Consider the following 19428-nt stretch of genomic DNA (forward strand, 5'->3'; position numbering starts at 1 on the left):
CTTAACGGGGTTTTAACGCAAATAAATGATAACAACGGCAATATTAGTGAAAGCAGGACAGTTGATCTTATCACTGTCCATTCTGGTGGTGCTTCACGAACTGGGCCACTTCATCCCAGCTAAACTTTTCAAGACCAAGGTTGAGAAATTCTACCTGTTCTTCGATCCCTGGTTTTCCCTCTTCAAATTCAAAAAAGGAGAAACCGAGTATGGCATCGGCTGGCTGCCGTTAGGTGGTTATGTGAAAATTTCCGGCATGATCGACGAGAGCATGGACAAAGAGCAGATGTCGAAACCACCCGAGCCCTGGGAGTTCAGGTCGAAACCAGCCTGGCAACGACTGATCATCATGATCGGCGGGGTGACCGTAAATATCGTACTCGCCTTTTTCATTTACACCATGATCCTGTGGTATTGGGGCGAAACCTACCTGCCGACTAAAAATCTCACTTATGGTATCGCAACCGACTCGCTGACCCAAAGCATTGGCTTACGCGATGGCGATATGATATTGAGCGTAGACGGCCACAAAGTCGATAACTTTCACGAGGTAGCCAAAGTGATGGTGTTAAAAGAGGCCAAAAGCATCCAGGTGGAGAGAGAAGGCCAGCAGGTAAATATCCCGATCCCCGAGATGTTTATCAGTAAAGTGATTGAAAGACGCAGCGAGTTTATTGGCGTACGCGTGCCTTCCGTGATCGATAGCGTCGGGCCCGAAAGCAAACATGCAATAGCCGCCGGCTTGCAGAAGAACGATAAAGTATTGACCGTTAACGGCGCTCCTGCTGATTACTTACACCTCATGGGGCGTGAGCTGATGAAAGCCAAAGGAAAGACCGTCAACCTCACCATCCTTCGCGGTAGCGACACCCTCACGAAGAGCGTAAGCATCCCGGCGGAAGGTGATTACGCTGGCAAACTGGGTGTTTCTATTCGTTCAGGCAAAGACGTATTTAAGTTCGTTACTACAGATTACAGCTTCGCCCAGGCCGTTCCGGCCGGCTTCAGCACCGCTGTCGAAAAACTGAAAGACTACGTGCAGCAACTGCGCCTGATATTCGTATCCAAAGAAGTGAAAGTAACTGAATCTTTAGGCGGATTTGGCGCCATTGGCAACCTGTTCCCATCAGTATGGGACTGGCAGAGCTTCTGGTCACTGACGGCCTTATTATCCGTGATTCTTGCATTTATGAACATCCTGCCTATCCCGGCACTTGACGGCGGGCACGTGTTGTTCCTGATCTATGAAATAATTACCGGTCGTAAACCCGGCGACAAGTTCATGGAATACGCACAGATCGTGGGCATGGTGATTTTGTTCAGCCTGCTGCTGTTCGCCAATGGTCTTGACCTGTGGCGTGCGATAAGAGGATGGTTCTAAACTAACTGAAATATTAAAGGGCGGCACTTGTCGCCCTTTTTTTATATCTTTGCCTTCCACCGGGGCTGACCGGTTTTGACAGCATAGGTCTTTGAAAGTGTAAGCATGTCGTGCGTTGGATAATTAGCACGTAAATCTGAATACCCAAACTTCAAATGGCGAATCTAACTACGCCATGGCTGCCTAATTAAATTAGCGCACCCATTATAGCCGCCGGAGTTGCTGCCCACTACGACTCCCGCCGCCGAATCAAACCATAGAGGGATAGGCGCATATGGTTTCTGTGAGTATGCGATGAAAAACTAAACGGATAAGGACCAGGTTGGTTTGTTTTGCCCCTGCTTGGTCCCGACAAAACAATGCAGAAATAAACATGTAGAAAGCTTTCGGAGGATGTGTTTGGACGCGGGTTCGACTCCCGCCAGCTCCACCTGAGGGGAACTTACCACAAAGTTCCCCTTTTTTATTTACAAAAAGTAAATCTAACTCATTGTTTTCTAGTGGATTATAAGTTAGTCCCGGAAACAAATGTGGGGTTCGATAACTGCCCTTTTCGTAATATAGGTGGTTATCGAACACCAGAATACTGTAGCCCTCGCAAATACCTCCTTAAGATCACCTAAACACCCAATTTCTTCTTCATAAAGCTTTAGTAAATCCGGAGCCTTTGTTGAGGTTTTCTTAAGCCGAGCACGTAATGCGGTAAGTTGCTCAAAGTATTCCCTTGACCATCTGTCGTAGGTATCCTGCGATATTTTTTGTGCAAAATACTTTTCCTCAAGATCCTTTGTCTTTTTCTCCATCACACCTATTTCCTTTTTGAGCGATTTCACTCCGAGTTGCATAGACGCATCAGTTTTTCCTAACAAATCCAACGTGGCTGTCTTAATTTCATCTAAAATATCCAAGGGAATACTAATTGCATGCAATATCCTATCGAACTGATCATGAACCTTAATTGCGGATAGATTGAGGTGCCGTCTTTCTCGGCATTTATAGTAGTAATATAGCTTACCCAATTTGCCTGTGGAAGGAGCTCCTGTAAGCGGTAAACCACAGTAGCACTTAAGTACGGATCGAAGGGGCAATTCCTCGCTCATGACGGTATTCCGAAGGCGCCCATCAAATAAATTAAAATTCTTACATGTTGTTACAACTGTACCAACTCAGATAACACCTCCTAACACCAAGAAGGCGCCACGCATGAGCAGTGGCGCCTCCAAATCATTATGTTATTCAATAATGAGGAAGTCAAGAAGTGCAGTCCCTCATCAGGCATCTAAACTCATTCGTTTTATTTTCCGGAATAGAAAATGGACTTCAAGTTATCTCGGAAATTTTTGTAACTGCATTGAAATGCTAGCACGAATCGAACTGTCTGAGAGTTGATCATTGACGTCATTCTTCTTAGATAACTCTTTGTTCATAACCTCTATCCCAGCTTTGAGCTCCTGGAACAAATCCTCATTTATTCCTATCTCAGCGCCTGAGTTCAGGCCCGTGGAAAGCCTTTTGTTCTGTACGGAGACATTCGAATAGAACCGATAGACGGTGGTTCTAAACAGGTTCATAGTGTCAACGCTAAAAGACTTATTGGCTTTCGATCTTTCAAATATATTCTTGGCTGCCGACAGGGGCAGATTAATGTGTTCTTTACTTTTGGCCAACTCTAAAAGGCGCTCGTCGGAGATTCGTTTTTGAAATCCAGCATTGCTCGCATTTGCTTCATTTAGCTGCAGCCCGTTAAGTCCAAGTGGGCTTCCGTCGAGGCTCTTGTCTCGACCACAGGCTACTAATGCCATAATGGAAATGCATATTATCAACGTTTTCATATTGGGTATTATTTGATTGAAAGGTGGTCAAATGCTTATAAGAAGAGATTGTAACTAAAGATGGGCTACAGGTAAGTTGATCTATAATTAAAGGTTATATTCGCAGCATCAGAACTTGTACTTGCCGAGTGGTGGTAAGTCCTGGGAACCGTGCCCCAGATGTAATCGCTATGTGTAATGCTGTTACCGGGCAGTAAAATTCCGGCATAGATCGTTGTACTTGATGTAAACTGTTTGGTCCAAACTAGTGTTACACCTAAAATATTGTTGTTGGTAGCTTTCCCATCCATTTGTGTACCTCCTGAAATTACCATGTCGATGCTTGAGTTTGGCGGATTGATTAATGCAAATGACTTATTCACATCACCGCCTCCGCAATTGGATAGATCAGGCCAATCACATCTTTGCTCGACCCAATTGAAATAAAGACCAGGCGAACAAGTATGTAATACACAAACATCGTCAATGCAAGCATAAAATGATTCGCAGTCGGGACCAGGCAAATAAGTTTCTTCTTGAAAACTAACTAATGCAGGACTAATAATTAATAGACTAATTAACAAACGCTTCATAAAGAAAATAGGTTTACAGGCAATATACAGACGAACTTTCATATAGAATTAGTAATTTCTAGGTATATCGATATACTAAAATATCAACTCTACGATCATCTGGTAGCCGGTCTGTTTGAACCTGACTCCAAAAACACATTTGTCTAAAAGCCTCGAGTGGTATTTCGGCAAAACTGGTTAGTAATTCCGCAAACATGATGACACCATGTTCCGCATTAAACTTGCAGCAATTCCGCCGAAAAGTGGTCCGTTTGACCTGCAGATTAGAAGTTTATTGATTGGTGTCTTCCTAAGCTGGCATGAAAAATATGTTCTAAGCGCCGCTGAGAAGAGCATGTGGTTGTCATCAGGTACAAGCCAGAAGGTGCTGGAAAATCGATTGTAGGCCTTTATTTAAGTCGTGTGTCAAGGAGATGGGACCTGCGGATCAGATAAACCTAAAGTCGCAAGCCGAAGTGCCTATGTAAGGCAAGACGAAATCCTTCGTTAACTTGCCAGGCCAGCAAACCCTGAAGTGAATTTCTTTCGCCAGTTAAAATGTGACCACTTTGCAGCGAAATCAGCTGACCACTTTGAGTGAAATATGCAGCAATGAACTACAGCAAAGAAAAAGAATACAATCCGCCAGCTTACTTTGACGGTGTGGCTTACCATGGTTTGCGAATAATTATCTATTATTGCTAAGATTTCGAAGTATTTTAATAACGATTTTATAAGCACATGGCATTGAAGCCTCTTAGTGATGAAGCGGAGTTACTGGCGATGATTGCAGCCGGTGACCAGCGTGCTTTCACTAAGATGTTCAACCACTATCAACGTGACCTTTATCTTTTCAGTAAAAGCGTTACTAAATCTGAGGAAGCCGCAGTGGAAGTGGTTCAGGATGTTTTTTTAAAAATCTGGTCAGCGAGAACAGAGCTTAGTAGCATAGACAATTTCCCCGCTTTTCTGAACCGTATTGTCCGCAATCATTCCCTGAACGTACTAAGAAAAATCGGCAGGGAAAACCGATTACGTTATCCGCTGAAAGCTGACCAGACGGGACTTGAAAACGTACTGCCGGATCAGACAACGCATCAGGAACTTGACTATAATGATGCCGTTCGGCTTCTCAATACCGTACTTGCCGAACTACCCACTCAGCAAAGGCTGGTATATCAGCTCTGCCACGTCGAAGGATTGAAATATGAAGAGGCCGCACTAAAGCTTGGCATCTCTGTGGAGACCGTCCGGGTGCACATGAAGCGTGCCATCCGCAAAATCAGGATTCAGTTCGCCAATCATGCAATTCTATACCCTTTGCTGATCATTGCCCTTGCCAGATAACTTTATATTGTTGATAATTAATCTTTTGCATCTTTTTTTGGATCCTATGTAACCCTAAGCCTCCGCCAATGGTGTCATTGTTTACGAACGCACAATTGTGCCCGTAATCGACAAATCACCAAAATGACCAACAGCAACCCAAGACTGGAGGAACTCCTGATCCTCTATCTAAACGACAAGGCGACCGATCTTGAAAGGGCGGAATTTTTTGATTATGTAGAAAACCCGCTTTATGGCGGTCAACTGGAAAGCCTCCTTTCCGGCGCGTATGAGCAAGACCGGAACGGATCAGGAATACCTCCCCTGCAGCAGCAGCTTGTTTTGAATTATATATTCGCATCCGAAGCCGTGCGCGAGCCGAAAACCCGGAATATCAGGGTCTGGCAAAGAATTGCCGTGGCTGCATCGGTTGTTGCCTTGATGATCTGCGGAACCCTCTATTACCAGCATACGCAAGACCGTCCCCAAACCATCGGTCGAAACAATGACATTGCCCCCGGAAAACAGGGCGCGACGCTGACCTTATCAAACGGAAAAAGCATCAGACTGACCGATGCAGCAAGTGGGCTACTTGCCGATGAAACAGGCGTACGTATCATCAAATCGGATAAAGGGGACCTCGTCTATGAAATCAAAGACAATCCGGGTGACGCAGAGGCTATGAACACGCTGTCAACAGCAAACGGGGAAACCTACCGGCTGCGTTTGCCTGACGGTTCCCTTGTCTGGCTGAACGCCGCCTCAAGCCTCAGCTATCGGGCAGGCCTTCTCAAAGGCGGAACAAGGCATGTTACCTTGTCTGGTGAAGGCTATTTCGAAATCGCCAAAGACAATGCCCATCCTTTTATCGTCAGGGCTGGCAAGCAGGATGTCGTCGTGTTAGGCACCCATTTCAACATCAACAGTTATCCCAATGAGGCAGCGATCACAACGACACTGCTGGAGGGCAGCGTAAAAGTAAATGCGGGTCACCTGACAAAAACCCTAAAACCGGGTGAGCAGGCCCTGAACAGCGGCGACGGCATCACGGTGGCCGTAGCGGACCGCGATAACGCGCTGGACTGGAAAGACGGGGGCTTTGACCTCAATGACCAGAATTTCAAGACGGTGATGCGCAAAATTGCCCGGTGGTATGATTTGGAGGTTATTTATGATGCATCCGTTCCCGACGATCTTGAATCCGGCGGATGGATCTCCCGGGAAGAAAAACTCTCGGAAGTACTGAAAGCAATTTCTTCAACAAGCCTGATCCATTTCAGGATTGACGGGCGCAGATTATATGTTTCGAAATAGACAACTCAAATATCATTAACACCCATTATAAATCTTAAACAGACATACATATGAAATAGAACTACGCGAAATTATTAACAAAACAACCAGACCTATTCAGATCTGGTTGGAGCCTGGTCATGTAACCAGATAAACTGATCAACCATTAACCTGCAGCGAGCTTTTCCCGTGGAAAGTTGAAGCCTGCTGCAATCAACCAAACTCAAAACAAATGTATAGATTTTATACCAGGAAACTAGGTGTGCCTGAGCGGCTGTGCCATAAAATACTGTTGATTATGCGACTAACCACCATCGTACTCATCGCATCCCTTTTACAAGTCAGTGCCGCAACATTTGGGCAGCGCATTAATTTGAACCAAGCAAATATCAAACTTCAGACAGCCCTTACCGAGATCCGCAAGCAGAGCGGGTTTAGTATGGTCTTTGACGGAAAGATCCTCTCTGACAAACAACGTGTAAACATTACTTTGAAGGACGCCTCGCTGGATGAGGCGCTCTCATCCGTTTTAAGAGGATCAGATTTGACATACAAAATCGAGGGACGGATCATCCTGATAGAACCAAAAGCAAAACCGTCGCTTCTGGATAACATCGTCAACCGGCTTAATGCCATTGACGTAAAAGGGACGGTTGTAGACGAAAGCGGGCAGCCGCTGGTGGGGGCCTCTGTAAGGGTTAAGGGAACCGGAAAGGCCGTTATCACAGGGGAAAGCGGAACCTTCACACTGACCAATGTCGAAGAAAACGCGGTCATCGTTATTTCATATCTCGGCTACCAGACAAAAGAAGTAAATGCTTCAGCCAACATGGGCGCCGTAACGCTGAGTGTTCTGGAGGGGAAGCTTGCGGAGGTGTCGATTGTCAATACAGGCTACCAGCGGATTGCACGTGAGCGAAGCGCCGGCTCATTTGGAAAGCCCGATCATGAAATTATGCGTAACCGCTCCACCAGCATGAACGTGATCCAAAGGCTGGACGGTCTCATCCCCGGACTGACCATCAACAACGCGCCGGGAGGCAGCGGCGTTTTAATACGGGGTTTAAGTTCCATCAACTCCAACCGAACGCCATTGGTTGTTGTTGACGGTATTCCGGTTGCCGACATTAATTCGATCAATCCGCAGGATGTTGCAGACGTAACCGTTTTAAAGGACGCTACCGCTGCCTCTATCTATGGCGCTAGGGCATCCAACGGCGTGATCGTGATCAGTACCAAAAAAGGAAAAGCGTCAGAAAAACTCACCATAAACTACGATGGCTTTTTGAGCTTTCAGGGTAAGCCGGACCTCGACTATCAGCCTTCTCTGACCAGCGCACAGTATATCCAGGCGGCAAGGGAAGTTTTTGATCCGGTGGCCTATCCCTGGAATACAGCATCCGCGATGCCAAGAGGGCTTAATAGCGTTGCGATACCTCCCCATGAATTAATTCTCTATAACCAGGCCCGAGGGCTGATCACCCAGGCGCAGGCCGACAAAAGCCTGGACAGTCTCGCAGGTATCAGCAACAGGGGCCAGATCCAGGACCTCTGGTACCGCAACGCTTCCTTGATGAACCACACGTTGTCCTTTAACGGCGGCGGGAAGGTGCATGCGATATATGGCTCACTTGCCTACACGGACACCAGATCCAGCCAACCCGGCGCAAAGAACCAGAGCTACAAAATTAATGTGCGACAGGACTTTAAAATTACCCCGTTTCTCAGCGCCTTTCTCATCACCGATCTGACCAACACCATCGGCTCATCTCCGCGGGAAGTAAACGTAACCAACAGGTTTTATCCCTACCAGCTGTTCAGGGATGAAAAAGGAAATAGTTTGTCAATGCCATACGTAGGAGACTTTTCTGATGCAGCAAGAGCCGAAGCGTCAGCAAGAGGCAGAATTGACCTGGACTTTAAGCCGCTGGACGACGTCGGGCTGGCTGACAACCGCAGTAACGCCCTGCTCAACAGGATCACAGGGGGAACCACACTAAATCTCTTCAAAGGACTGCGCTACGAAGGTGTCTATGGTTACATCAGGGGACACTATAAAAGCACACGATATGACGACAACCGCAGTTTCGTGCAGCGAAATGAACTCTTGCAGTTTACCGTAGCGGCAAACCCCTCGGTGACGCCTGTTTACTACCTTCCTGTGACCGGCGGAAAGTTCTTTACCAGCAATGGTATACAGCGGGACTGGACGATCAGAAACCAATTTGTCTATGACCGGGAATTTCAAAACATGCGCCACCAGGTGACCGCCTTATTGGGGCAGGAAGCGCAGGAACAGCTCCTGACCACCAACGAAGGCACCGTCAGGGGATACAGCAGACAGCTGCGCAGCGGCATGCCTGTTGATTATGCTGCCCTCAGTTTGGGTTTACAAAATCCTATTTTCATGAATAACCTCGGCAGGAGCGTGCTGCCTGCGGACTTTTACGTTGAAAGTGAAGCGCAAACCCGTTTTAACTCCTATTATGCGAATGCTGCCTACTCGTTTTTGAGCAGGTATTCGCTGAATGCCAGCTGGAGAATTGACAAGAGCAATCTCTTCGGACTGGAAAAAGGGGCACAGAACCGGCCGCTATGGAGTGCCGGCGTCAAGTGGATGATCCATCACGAACCTTTCTTTAAAGATGTAAACTTCGTCGATAAGCTCGCACTTCGTGCCACTTATGGCGTCACCGGAAATGCACCTGTTCCCGGCACCGCTTCCTCTTTCGACATCCTGACTTCCGCTTCTTCGGCTTCTTTGCCGGGCGGCAGGACTCTCTCGATAGCCACTCCTGGAAATCCCAAGCTTTCCTGGGAGAGCACCGCAACCGTAAACTTCGGAATCGACTTTGCGTTGCTTAACAATCGCATCTCCGCTTCGGTGGATTATTACCGGAAAAAAACCAACGACCTGATCGGCCAGCTGGGCGTGAACGCGCTTACCGGCTTTTCCACCATCGTGGGAAACTTCGGCAGCCTGCAGAATAATGGCATTGAAGCTTCGATCACTTCGACCAACATCGACCTAGCGAATTTCCAATGGACGAGCCACCTGGCCATAGCTTATAACAAAAACCGGATCACCGAACTAAGGCTGCCCGCCCCTGTGACAACAGGTGAACAGCTGATCAGCCAGGTCTATTTCCCCGGTTACTCGGCGTATGCGCTTTTTGCCTATAACTATGCCGGCCTGGATGCCATGGGTGATCCCATGATCAGCCGGGCAGACGGCAGTGTGACCAAAGCCAGAAATGTCTCTGTGCCTGCTGATATCGCTTACAAAGGCACAAGCCAGCCGCCGGTCAGCGGAGGGCTCACCAACACGTTCTCCTATAAAGGATTTTCACTGGGGCTTAACGCAGTGTTCAACCTGGGACATAAAATGAGAAGAGACGTCGGAAACTTTTATACCGGCCGGTTGATCGGCACAAACGCCCTTGGCCTGATTGCGGGCCGTTACACTTCGGCCATCAACTTAAACCAGGGGAATATCCATACCATTTTCAATGAGCGCTGGAAGCAGCCCGGAGACGAGCTCCTTACAAATGTGCCTGCTTATGTGAGCAACACTTCGCTTTCCACCAGCAGGCGCGATATCGGATATTTCATCAACGGGGACCTTAATGTACTGGATGCCTCCTACGTAAAAATGAGGGACATCACCCTCTCCTATTCATTGCCACAGAGGCTCGTAAACAACCTGAAGGTCGGCAGCATCACACTGAGGACACAGGTCTCAAACGTGATGCTCTGGAAAGCAAATAAATACGGAATCGATCCTGAATTCTTAGGAGGTATCCGAAACATGCAGGGGGTGATAACCGCCGGTGCAAACGTGTCCTTTTAATTTAAAAGTATAGAGAAATGAAACATACTATATATTCAACCTTGTTTTTACTGGCGTTAACGTTGGGAGCCTGTAAAAAGAGCTTTCTTGAAATCACGCCCTCAGGAAAAGTAATTGCGGAAACAACCGCTGACTATGACCTGCTGCTGAACAGCCTGACACTGGGAAACCAATTTATGACCTACGCGCAGGCCATGGGTGATGAGATGGCGGCAATTGAGCCCTATTTTGGCGGAACTACGCTCCAGCAGCAGCGCGCCTTTAAATGGGAGAGCACCATTTACGAGCGGGAGGAGGATGCCCCGGAGATTATGTACCCGACCACCGCACTATATATTTACAATAAGATCATTAACGAAGTAAGCGACTCAAAAAATGGCAGTGATGCGCAGAAAAACGAGGTAAAGGCCGAGGCACTGGCGGGAAGGGCATGGACCTATCTGCAGCTCATCAATATCTTCGCCAAGCCATACAATGCCTCCACCGCGTCTGCAGACCCTGGTTTTCCAATCATCCGGGAAGCCGATGTGACGATGGGTGATTTTCCGAGGTCCACCGTCAAAGAGGTGTATGACTTCATCATCAAAGACCTTCAGGACGCCATCCCTGGTCTCCGCCCTGTTCCGTTACACAGGTTCCGGATGTCAAGACCTGCAGCTGAAGCCCTGCTTGCCAAAACCTATCTGTTCATGGGGAACTTTACCGAAGCGCTTCCGCACCTGAACAACGCCATGGCCGGCATTGCCGCCTCAACCTACCCCGTGATACTGTATGATTATAACACGGCTTTTGCAACCGGCCCTCTGGCCCCGGTAACTGAATTCGGACCAAGTATACCCAACCTGTATAACAATCAGGAAAGCCTCTACTCCAGGCAAACTATGGGCGACTGGACGTCCCTCACCAACGCCCTGCTGCTAAGGCCGGAGACAATGGCGCTTTATGGAGCATCTGACCAGCGCAGAGTGTTTACACGGAACAACCCCTTTCCCGGAGGAGCAGCATTCCCGCGGAATATGGCGCAACGGGTCGCCCCCTTTTCACCGATCATCGGCATGGTCGTCCCTGATGTTTACCTGATGCGTGCAGAAGTGAGGGCACGTCTGAACGATCTCACAGGAGCTGTTAGTGACCTGGAAGCGTTAAGGGTCAAGAGAATGCCTGCGGCAGACGCTTCGGTCCCTGCACCGGTTGCCGCAGACCGCGCTTCCCTGGTGAAATTTATCCTGGAGGAACGCATCCGGGAATTTGCAGCCCTGGGTTACCGCTGGTTTGACATGAGACGCCTTTCGGTTGATCCTGAATTCAACGGCACGGTGAACAAGCAGCATATCTTATACACGGCTGACGGAAACATATCGCAAACCTTTACGCTAACGGCCGACAGGCTGACATTTAAACTGCCGCCGAAGGTATTATTCGAAAATCCCGGCATGCAGGATAACCCTTAGATTACAATCAACGTTGTTAAACAATCGTGATAAAAATATTCATATGAAACTTAAACCAGTCATTATATTACTCACACTTCTCTTTCCAATGGCGATCCACGCACAGACTGCAGAAAGCGGAACCCAGGCAAAATCAAAAAGCCAGTCCGATCGTGAGCAACTCATCCAAAAACTATATGTGGAGCCAGACGGCCGGAATGCTGAACTGATCGCTGCTGACATCCTAAAAAAATTGACACCGATACAGCATGGGCCAGTGAAAAAAGCAAGCGCGATATCTACAGGGTGACTCCGCTGTATGCTTATCTGGAAGCCGAAGACTTTGATGGCTTCAAGCGGTATTTAGCCAAACTGGGCGAGGTGACCGGAACAGAAAGGATTCATTTTGCAACTGCGGCATACGCCCGTCGGTTGGTGAGGAAAGGTATTGACCTGGATTTCGCCAGTCAGCTGATCCAAAAAGAAAGGGCCTGGGCAAAACAAAAGATGTTGCAGGCCGCTGACGAAAGCGAGGGCAGAAGATTTGCCTATGCCATGTTTACCGCTGACTATGCAGCATTGTTGTCCAAGAAAGGGGAAAAGCAAAAAGCATTGGATCTTTATAAAGAAGCAATGACCTACAACACCCACCGAAAAGAGGCTGATCTTACCAATGCTTATTTAGCGCTGGCCACCGAAATGGTTTCCAAATCCCAGCTTAAAGCTGAAATGGAAACATTGGTGAAGAACGGGATGGCAACGGCCAGGATCATCGATAAGATGAGGACTTTCTATGTTGAAGAGAAGGGCAGTGAGACAGGCTTCGACAGTTACCTGGCTTCCTTCAACGGAGACAAACTTCAGGAGAAAATCAAGTCACTACAAAAGGAGATGCTCAACGAACAGGCACCCGATTTCCATTTAAAAGATCTGAACGGAAAATCCGTAAGCCTGGCGGGTCTGAGGGGCAAAACGGTCGTGCTGGATTTCTGGGCTACCTGGTGCGGCCCTTGCAAAGCGGCATTTCCTGCCATGCAGGCGATGGTCAACAAATATAAAAATGATCCGGAGGTGCAGTTCCTGTTCATCGATACCTACGAGCGTGGCGATGCTAAGGAAAAAAACGCCCGTGATTATATGACGCAAATGAAATACACCTTTCAGGTCCTTATGGACAACACGGATGAGGTGGCGAAAAAATACAATGCCAAGAACATTCCCGCAAAATTCGTCATTGACAAAAACGGAATGCTACGCTTCCGGGCGGCCGGCTTCAGTTCCGACGCAGACCTGATGGAAGAAATTGAGGCAATGATCACACTAAGTAAATAAATAGATGATGAGAGCTATTAAAATAACGGCTTTTCTCCTGCTGCTGGGCTTTGCAGTAAAGGCTCAGCAGCCATTCCTCATAAACGGCACACTGACGGGAGATGTGGAGGGAAAAACGGTGTACTTGCTTCGCGGCGACGATGAAAGAAACAGGGAAGTGGTCGACAGTGCCATCATTAATAAAGGTCGGTTCCAGTTCAGGGGGAAAACCGATATTCCCGAAGTATATGTGGTCAGGATCTATCTAACGCAGGACCGCAGTTTTGTTAACAATAAGCTTGAATACATACCAAGACCGTCGATACCTGTGCTGATTGACGGAGGTACCATTCAGATAGAGGCCAGCCTGAAGGACATTCCGATGAGTTCTTTATATGGAGGGCATGACCTCTCTAAAGTGAAAATCTCCGGTTCATTGGTCAACCAAGCTTATATGGGATATCTGCAAATCGAATCCACTGCCCTGGCATCGTCCGCTCCCTTGAAAAAATCCTACAAGCAGTATTTGAACAAACGGCCGAATGTATCGTTGTCCGAAGGCATTGATCTAATCGGCAAACTGGACCGTGCGGACAGTGTGTTCAAAAATTCGATCATTTCCTTTATTCAACGGAATAAAGACAACCCCGGTGCACTTTATGCCATCCGTAAGAATTATGCTTCCAACATCGGGTTCTTTTCCTCGGGTGAAATCGAGGATCTGCTGAACTCGTTTTCAGCAAAAGTGAAGGCCACGTCCTATCACAGGGCTACATTGAAGCAGGCAGGCGAGATAAAAAAGTCGGCCACGGGTAGCCACTACGCGGATGTAAACTTACAGGATACAAACGGAAAGCCGGTAAAGCTATCCGAGCTGGTTGGCAAAGGGCGGTATGTACTTCTGGACTTTTGGGGTCCTTGGTGTATCCCCTGCCGTAAAGAGTTTCCCTTTGTTAAAGAGACCTATAAATTGTACCATCCCGAGGGCCTGGAGATTATTGGCATCTCGGTAGATATGGACGAGGCAAGATGGTCAAAGGCGATGAGCGAAGAACAGCTGCCATGGCCTCAGTTCGCTTATCTGAATAAGGAAGAGGCGAAAAAAGGCCAGCACCTTTATAACTACTTCGGCGGGATTCCGTTCTGCGTACTGATCGGCCCCGACGGACGAATTGTTGACAGAAATATGAGCGGTGCATATATGGATAAAAAGCTTATTGAAATATATGGAAATAGGTTCACCGCCAGGTAGCCGTGCTGCAGGCCGTTGCCAAGACTACCTGCGTTCTTCACAAATGATAAATAATGCCGTACCTGGGTACGGCATTATTTATCATCTTAAGTTTACCCCGGATATTGTTCCTACCTGCTTCACTAGCCAAACGAGAGGATAAAAGGACTGAGCATGATAAGCTTGATTATTAAGACACCAGACTAACTACAGAGGTCAGGTTCAGACTACCAAACCCACTCCTGATGTCCTCTAAATCCAGATCACACATTAGATCATCTTCTTTTCTTATCCCTGTTCTGGCATATTTTATTAAGTAATTGTAATACAGGAACTAAGGATTCGATAGTAAGCTCATTAGCTCCACGACTATTTTTATCATGCGTCTTTCCCGATGGGAAAGACGCATTTTTTTTGCCGCAAAGCTTAGATTACGGTAGCAACTTATAGCCGTCAATTAATATCGGTCATCAGTCTGGGCCAACAAGCAAGTTTACGGCTCATTGTACCCAAACAACCTGAACTTCTTACACCAGGCAAGAAATCGGTCCAGCCCGCGCTGGTCCAGCTGCTCGATATGAAACAGTTTATGTGGAAAAGGAATTGCATTAGTGTAAATACCATCATTTGCAAAAACCAGCGCGGTAATGGCTTGCCCGGCAAAGGAAACATTGCCGTCCTGGATCATCACCACGCAATCATAATCGCTGCATTTCTGCACGTATATGCTGTTCCCATTGTTCCACAAAAAATCGGCAAAATCATAAAGCAATTCATTTTCGCTAATAAATAGATATCTCATCGTTTCCATCTTTTATGTGTCCATAACCAGCCGTAGGGCTCTTCCCGGATGTTGCCCTCCAACAGATCAACATACCGGCGGGTGACAGCACCTTCGGCCATGGCGGCCGCGTTGGCGCATATAGGCAGGCAACTTACTTTGTAGCACCCTCGTGACAACTGCGCGATGTGCATGTACACTACCGCAGACCCGGTGATCCGCGCAAGTTTTTCCATACCGGATGACAGGTAAGTGGGTTGGTGCAGCAGGATGAACCGATATTTTTCATCTTTGATCATCGGGCATTGATCAGCGAGAAACAGGTAAGCTGCCGGCGATGAAAACTGCGTGAGCATATGCCGTACAACCGACTTATCGGTGAGTAGCCGCATACCGAAACGACATCGTATCCTGATCATCAGTTTATTCATGGCCTGCGACCCGAGCGGCTTATACACGGCATACACCTCATGTTGCAGCTTATAGGGCAGGAAGTTTAACATCTCCCAATTGCCGCAATGCCCGAGGCCGACTACCACGTTTTGCCCGGCGTTCAAATACTCGTTCAGCAGTTCAAGATTGTCGAATACAATTTTCCTGTCCATTATTGTCGCCGGGGCCGATATGCTATTGATCATCTCGGCGAAGTAGTCGGAAAAGCTGGCGTAGAACTTCTTCACAATGCAATGTATTTCCCCGTACTTCATTTCAGGAAACGAACGTGCCAAGTTTTGGATCACTACAGATTTCCGGTATCCAAACACGTGATAGACCAGGAAAAACGTACATGAACTCAGGCCATAAAGAAAAGACATCGGCAGAAGACTGAGAAGGTAAAACAGACCATATAACAGCTTCATCTTAAAATGCCATTTTAATGCCAACAGATGCGTAACCTGATGCCTGGAAAGAGTACTCCTTGTCCCGGAAGATGCTTTTCAGTTTCCGGTCATTGATGCTTGCCGGACGCCAGGCACTCAAGCCCACAGTAATCGGAATGGAAATTTTTTTACCAATTTTGAACTCAGGGCGAAGGCCGGTTACCAGATACACATGCGAGAACATCTTATCCTGTCCGTTTTGTTCCAGTAGCGCAGTCTGACCGTTCATTTCGGCCACAAGGTCTAATCGAAGGCGTTCGGAGAATTCATAACCTGCGGCTACCTCGAGTCCTTTTATCACAGCAATCTTTACATCGTATTTCCCCTCTGTGCGCCAGTTAAGGTAAACAGCCGGAAACACCATGGGTACGCCGAAGGAGTTATTTAGCGCGAGCCCGCCACCTAAATCAAGATTCGGCCGCAGATGCCGAATAAATATCACGCCGGCGCTACCCAATACATTTTTCAAGCTTATACGGGAAAGGTCGGTACCGGGCATAAATACGCCGCCACCAACGTTTGCCATCAATGACCATTTATCGTTTAATGGTCTCAGGTGATTCAGGCTTACGCCCATATTGAGAAGCTCGTCTATCACCAGTGGCTCGGTAAAATTCTTGTTTTTGAGTCTTGCATAGGCACCTCCCACACTAACAGACCACACAGTGGGCCGGTTGTTGATATCCGTTTTTTTAGAGATAGGGATGTTTACGCCACCCTGGAAAACCATGGCCGATCCTTTGCTATCACCGATACGTTGGCTCGTTTCCCCTTCTGCGACCTTATAGTGCGATTGTCCGAAATATTCAGTTTTAAACGTGACCTGGGCGAGTAGAGCAGGGTATATGCAGAGTGCCAGTAACGATAACGCGAGCGTCTTTTTCATCTTTTTTTTAACAAAGAAAGACTCCTGATAACGGACTATAAAGTGAGAAGCGACAGAGTTCAGGATCGACAGGATGAATTTCAGGATTATGACTCCATGACGCCATCCATCCATTTGAGGAAGTCCGGCACACGAATACGGCTAACCAGTACCTCATGCGGGCATGCGGGAACAAACGATAGTTTTAACCGGCTGTTGAAGTATTTGGACACATTTTCAATTGCCTTTAATTGGCCGATGCAATTACGCGATACGCGGAAGAACAGGCGTTTGTCAAGTTGGTTTTCGAGTTGGTCCAGCGTATAATTGATGATGTGCCGTTTGTTTTGAAACGTGTGCAGGAACACTACCTTTTCCTCACTGTAGAAGTGCGCGATATCAGCCGTTTCGATATAATGGTAATTATCTCCCTTCGATATAAGAAATCGATTTTTGATTTTGTTGATCAGTAATTGCTCGAGGTTGTGTGGTGTGGTGCTTGCAGCAGACGGGAGAATCCGCTGTTCAAATTTGTGAAGCGCAGCTTCCAGCTCCTTTTCATCAAAGGGCTTCAGCAGGTAATCAATGCTGTTTACCTTAAATGCTTTAATCGCATGTTCGTCGTAAGCCGTGGTGAAAATCACCGGCGTGTTCACCGATACGTGGCTGAATATCTCGAAGCAGTTACCATCGGACAGCCGGATATCCATCAATATTAAATCCACTTTGCTGGTTTTAAGGCAGGCAATCGTCTCAACGACAGTCTTTGTCCATTGTTCCATTACATAATCGGAGCGTAAGGCCGTCATCATGCGCTTCAACTCTTCATACGCAAACCTTTCATCTTCAACAATAAGGTACTTCATAATTCAATGTAAGGTATTTTTACGGTGAACAATTGCCCGTTGTCTTCCACCACGACGTCCCTGCCGTATAAAGCATATTGCCTGGTCAGGTATTTAAGCCCGATGCCGGCTTTATCAATATCATTGGATGGCTGGATGTTATTCTGCACGACGAGCAGGTCTTTACCAATAATTACTTTGATGACCAGCGGGGAATCCTCGGTAGCGATATTGTGCTTAAATACGTTCTCTATCAGTAGTTGCAGCGTTAGCGGGATTATCCTATGCTTGTCGGCCAGCTGTGTTTTTTCCAGCAGAAAGGTAAAGCAATTCTCAAACCGCATCTTCATCAGGAACATATAGAAGTGGAGGGCTTCAACCTCGTCTTTCACTAAGACCAGTGGTTGCTGGTTGAGTGAAAGTACATAACGATAAGTTTTCGAGAGCGCTTTGGTAAACTTATTGGCATTTTCCGGGTTAACGTAGATCAGTGAAGACAGTACGTTCAGCGAGTTAAACAAGAAGTGTGGGTTGATCTGCGCCCGCAACGTTTCATGCTGGAACAGCAAAGCTTCTCTTTTCGCCTTCTCTGAATCAGCAATGGCCTTTTGCTCCGACCGGAAGTAATAGATTAACTCAAACGCCAACAAAATGGGAATATTGGTGGTCATCGCAAAAGCAAACTTCACCAGGAAGGAAGGCATTCCTACGCTGGAAACATTGAACACGTTGTATATCATGAAATTGAAAGCACCTAACAGCACCAGGCAAATAATGGTGAGACCTGTAAGACCGGCAATAATGCGGTACAGGATATTCCTCGTATACTTGTTCAATAGCAGGAGCAGACCGTAATCGGCAATGCACATGGCGAGAATTACTATGTAATGCGCCGAGAGCTGAATATGGAAATTGGTCCATAAATCCTCCTTCATTAAAATTATGCTGAACAGCAACTGGCACAAAGCATAGATGAGTGTGGAAAAGATAAAAATGAGCAGCGTATTTACCTTTACTTTCTTAAGTTGATCCATGTACCAAAAATAAGGCTTACCCGATGGATTTGGGAGAATCATCCGATGGACTTCATTTTAAAGGGGATGGATTTGAGGAATCCGTCTTTCAGAAGGCTCCCCGACGCAAAAACACCCTCCTTTTGTCACATTCCTACCCTCCCGATTTCAATTCCAATCCCTACATTTGATCCATACTAAAGACAAAATTATGCCCATCATCAATCCACACATCAACTTCAACGGAAATGCCGAGGAAGCATTTCAATTTTATAAATCAGTATTCGGAGGAGAGCTTACAAAAATCATCCGCTTCAAAGACATTGCGAGCGACGAATTTCCCATCCCCGAAAAGGAGGAAAACAAACTCATGAACATTGCATTGCCCATTGGCAAGAGTAATATGCTCATCGGAAATGATGTACCCAGTTTTATGGGCACCGTCAATGAGCAGGAAAACAGAAGTAAGATTTCAATAATAGCCGAAAGCAAGGACGAGGCTGACAAATTATTCAATGGACTTTCAGCTGGCGGAACAGTAGAAGTACCGCTTAACGAAAATCCAGACGGAGCCTATTTTGCCATGTTCAGAGATAAATATGGCATTGAATGGATAGTGAATTTTGACCCGAGGGCAAGTAATTAAAAATCTATCCTTTCGCGGCGGTAATCGACTTTAGCACTAGTGCAACTCCGCAAATAACAAACAGGCCAAAACCGGCGAGTGACAAGTTTAACAGCATTGAGGCACCGCTCCAATGATTAACTTTCCAAAGCACGCCGAGGCTGATCAACACAACGCCTAACAACAGGCCAGATAAAAGTATCTTTTTCATAA

18 protein-coding genes and 1 other RNA gene are annotated in these 19428 nt (G+C 47.0%); 10 read left to right on the top strand and 9 right to left on the bottom strand.

Annotated features, from left to right (window positions below; genetic code table 11):
• Positions 1–25 precede the first annotated feature (25 nt).
• Both rseP and ssrA read left to right on the top strand, forming a co-directional pair.
• Positions 26–1381 carry an RIP metalloprotease RseP gene (rseP, locus tag MKQ68_RS15095; protein WP_264279845.1) on the top strand — a complete coding sequence of 452 codons (1356 nt, stop codon included), beginning with the start codon at positions 26–28 and terminating at the stop codon, positions 1379–1381.
• Between the two features lie 61 nt (positions 1382–1442).
• Positions 1443–1814: a transfer-messenger RNA gene (gene ssrA / locus MKQ68_RS15100) on the top strand.
• Positions 1815–1893: 79 nt separating this feature from the next.
• Here ssrA and MKQ68_RS15105 read toward each other — a convergent pair.
• The 3 genes from MKQ68_RS15105 to MKQ68_RS15115 form a co-directional block, all read right to left on the bottom strand.
• The gene (locus tag MKQ68_RS15105; RefSeq protein ID WP_264279846.1) at positions 1894–2289 is read right to left on the bottom strand and encodes a hypothetical protein; all 396 of its coding nucleotides are present in this window, start codon (positions 2287–2289) and stop codon (positions 1894–1896) included.
• Between the two features lie 417 nt (positions 2290–2706).
• On the bottom strand, positions 2707–3183 hold the full coding sequence (locus MKQ68_RS15110; RefSeq protein ID WP_264279847.1) for a hypothetical protein: 477 nt from the start codon (positions 3181–3183) through the stop codon (positions 2707–2709).
• 95 nt (positions 3184–3278) lie between these two features.
• Complete coding sequence (locus tag MKQ68_RS15115) at positions 3279–3785, bottom strand: chitin binding peritrophin-A domain-containing protein (RefSeq protein ID WP_264279848.1); 507 nt, start codon at positions 3783–3785, stop codon at positions 3279–3281.
• Positions 3786–4505: 720 nt separating this feature from the next.
• Between MKQ68_RS15115 and MKQ68_RS15120 the strand changes: the two genes are divergently transcribed.
• The 7 genes from MKQ68_RS15120 to MKQ68_RS15150 all read left to right on the top strand — a co-directional run bounded on the left by MKQ68_RS15120 (position 4506) and on the right by MKQ68_RS15150 (position 14226).
• The gene (locus tag MKQ68_RS15120; RefSeq protein WP_264279849.1) at positions 4506–5111 is read left to right on the top strand and encodes an RNA polymerase sigma factor; all 606 of its coding nucleotides are present in this window, start codon (positions 4506–4508) and stop codon (positions 5109–5111) included.
• A gap of 123 nt (positions 5112–5234) precedes the next feature.
• Positions 5235–6404 (top strand): FecR family protein, encoded by a 1170-nt coding sequence (locus tag MKQ68_RS15125; RefSeq protein WP_264279850.1) that lies wholly within the window; start codon positions 5235–5237, stop codon positions 6402–6404.
• Positions 6405–6681: 277 nt separating this feature from the next.
• Positions 6682–10233, top strand: coding sequence for a SusC/RagA family TonB-linked outer membrane protein (locus MKQ68_RS15130; RefSeq protein WP_264279851.1), 3552 nt, complete (start codon positions 6682–6684; stop codon positions 10231–10233).
• Between the two features lie 17 nt (positions 10234–10250).
• Complete coding sequence (locus MKQ68_RS15135; protein WP_264279852.1) at positions 10251–11684, top strand: RagB/SusD family nutrient uptake outer membrane protein; 1434 nt, start codon at positions 10251–10253, stop codon at positions 11682–11684.
• Between the two features lie 43 nt (positions 11685–11727).
• The gene (locus MKQ68_RS15140; RefSeq protein ID WP_264279853.1) at positions 11728–11973 is read left to right on the top strand and encodes a hypothetical protein; all 246 of its coding nucleotides are present in this window, start codon (positions 11728–11730) and stop codon (positions 11971–11973) included.
• Positions 11970–12995 carry a TlpA family protein disulfide reductase gene (locus MKQ68_RS15145; protein ID WP_264279854.1) on the top strand — a complete coding sequence of 342 codons (1026 nt, stop codon included), beginning with the start codon at positions 11970–11972 and terminating at the stop codon, positions 12993–12995. The genes MKQ68_RS15140 and MKQ68_RS15145 overlap by 4 nt, the downstream gene beginning before the upstream one ends.
• Before the next feature lie 7 nt (positions 12996–13002).
• Positions 13003–14226 (top strand): TlpA disulfide reductase family protein, encoded by a 1224-nt coding sequence (locus MKQ68_RS15150; RefSeq protein WP_264279855.1) that lies wholly within the window; start codon positions 13003–13005, stop codon positions 14224–14226.
• Between the two features lie 472 nt (positions 14227–14698).
• Here the strand turns inward: MKQ68_RS15150 and MKQ68_RS15155 are convergent, their stop codons facing one another.
• The 5 genes from MKQ68_RS15155 to MKQ68_RS15175 all read right to left on the bottom strand — a co-directional run bounded on the left by MKQ68_RS15155 (position 14699) and on the right by MKQ68_RS15175 (position 18611).
• Complete coding sequence (locus MKQ68_RS15155; protein ID WP_264279856.1) at positions 14699–15007, bottom strand: hypothetical protein; 309 nt, start codon at positions 15005–15007, stop codon at positions 14699–14701.
• Complete coding sequence (locus MKQ68_RS15160) at positions 15004–15846, bottom strand: lysophospholipid acyltransferase family protein (protein ID WP_349773789.1); 843 nt, start codon at positions 15844–15846, stop codon at positions 15004–15006. The genes MKQ68_RS15155 and MKQ68_RS15160 overlap by 4 nt, the downstream gene beginning before the upstream one ends.
• A 1-nt stretch (position 15847) precedes the next feature.
• Complete coding sequence (locus tag MKQ68_RS15165) at positions 15848–16753, bottom strand: DUF6268 family outer membrane beta-barrel protein (protein ID WP_264279857.1); 906 nt, start codon at positions 16751–16753, stop codon at positions 15848–15850.
• A gap of 86 nt (positions 16754–16839) precedes the next feature.
• Positions 16840–17598 (bottom strand): LytR/AlgR family response regulator transcription factor, encoded by a 759-nt coding sequence (locus MKQ68_RS15170; protein WP_264279858.1) that lies wholly within the window; start codon positions 17596–17598, stop codon positions 16840–16842.
• A complete protein-coding gene (locus MKQ68_RS15175) occupies positions 17595–18611 on the bottom strand; it encodes a sensor histidine kinase (protein WP_244839586.1) in 1017 nt (338 codons plus the stop codon). The genes MKQ68_RS15170 and MKQ68_RS15175 overlap by 4 nt, the downstream gene beginning before the upstream one ends.
• Before the next feature lie 190 nt (positions 18612–18801).
• Between MKQ68_RS15175 and MKQ68_RS15180 the strand changes: the two genes are divergently transcribed.
• Entirely contained in the window at positions 18802–19236 is a 435-nt protein-coding gene (locus MKQ68_RS15180) for a VOC family protein (protein ID WP_244839587.1), read from the top strand.
• A gap of 4 nt (positions 19237–19240) precedes the next feature.
• Here MKQ68_RS15180 and MKQ68_RS15185 read toward each other — a convergent pair whose 3' ends face one another.
• On the bottom strand, positions 19241–19426 hold the full coding sequence (locus MKQ68_RS15185) for a hypothetical protein (RefSeq protein ID WP_264279859.1): 186 nt from the start codon (positions 19424–19426) through the stop codon (positions 19241–19243).
• Positions 19427–19428 lie beyond the last annotated feature (2 nt).

This window comes from Chitinophaga horti (assembly GCF_022867795.2).
Taxonomy (GTDB): Bacteria; Bacteroidota; Bacteroidia; order Chitinophagales; family Chitinophagaceae; genus Chitinophaga; species Chitinophaga horti.

What these genes read in the sequence shown, in the direction of transcription:
- rseP (WP_264279845.1), top strand. Translation starts at nt 26, where the DNA reads ATGATAACAACGGCAATATTAGTGAAAGCAGGACAGTTGATCTTATCA.
- MKQ68_RS15110 (WP_264279847.1), bottom strand. Translation starts at nt 3,183, where the DNA reads ATGGCATTAGTAGCCTGTGGTCGAGACAAGAGCCTCGACGGAAGCCCA.
- MKQ68_RS15115 (WP_264279848.1), bottom strand. Translation starts at nt 3,785, where the DNA reads ATGAAGCGTTTGTTAATTAGTCTATTAATTATTAGTCCTGCATTAGTT.
- MKQ68_RS15120 (WP_264279849.1), top strand. Translation starts at nt 4,506, where the DNA reads ATGGCATTGAAGCCTCTTAGTGATGAAGCGGAGTTACTGGCGATGATT.
- MKQ68_RS15125 (WP_264279850.1), top strand. Translation starts at nt 5,235, where the DNA reads ATGACCAACAGCAACCCAAGACTGGAGGAACTCCTGATCCTCTATCTA.
- MKQ68_RS15130 (WP_264279851.1), top strand. Translation starts at nt 6,682, where the DNA reads ATGCGACTAACCACCATCGTACTCATCGCATCCCTTTTACAAGTCAGT.
- MKQ68_RS15135 (WP_264279852.1), top strand. Translation starts at nt 10,251, where the DNA reads ATGAAACATACTATATATTCAACCTTGTTTTTACTGGCGTTAACGTTG.
- MKQ68_RS15140 (WP_264279853.1), top strand. Translation starts at nt 11,728, where the DNA reads ATGAAACTTAAACCAGTCATTATATTACTCACACTTCTCTTTCCAATG.
- MKQ68_RS15150 (WP_264279855.1), top strand. Translation starts at nt 13,003, where the DNA reads ATGAGAGCTATTAAAATAACGGCTTTTCTCCTGCTGCTGGGCTTTGCA.
- MKQ68_RS15155 (WP_264279856.1), bottom strand. Translation starts at nt 15,007, where the DNA reads ATGAGATATCTATTTATTAGCGAAAATGAATTGCTTTATGATTTTGCC.
- MKQ68_RS15160 (WP_349773789.1), bottom strand. Translation starts at nt 15,846, where the DNA reads ATGAAGCTGTTATATGGTCTGTTTTACCTTCTCAGTCTTCTGCCGATG.
- MKQ68_RS15165 (WP_264279857.1), bottom strand. Translation starts at nt 16,753, where the DNA reads ATGAAAAAGACGCTCGCGTTATCGTTACTGGCACTCTGCATATACCCT.
- MKQ68_RS15170 (WP_264279858.1), bottom strand. Translation starts at nt 17,598, where the DNA reads ATGAAGTACCTTATTGTTGAAGATGAAAGGTTTGCGTATGAAGAGTTG.
- MKQ68_RS15175 (WP_244839586.1), bottom strand. Translation starts at nt 18,611, where the DNA reads ATGGATCAACTTAAGAAAGTAAAGGTAAATACGCTGCTCATTTTTATC.
- MKQ68_RS15180 (WP_244839587.1), top strand. Translation starts at nt 18,802, where the DNA reads ATGCCCATCATCAATCCACACATCAACTTCAACGGAAATGCCGAGGAA.
- MKQ68_RS15185 (WP_264279859.1), bottom strand. Translation starts at nt 19,426, where the DNA reads ATGAAAAAGATACTTTTATCTGGCCTGTTGTTAGGCGTTGTGTTGATC.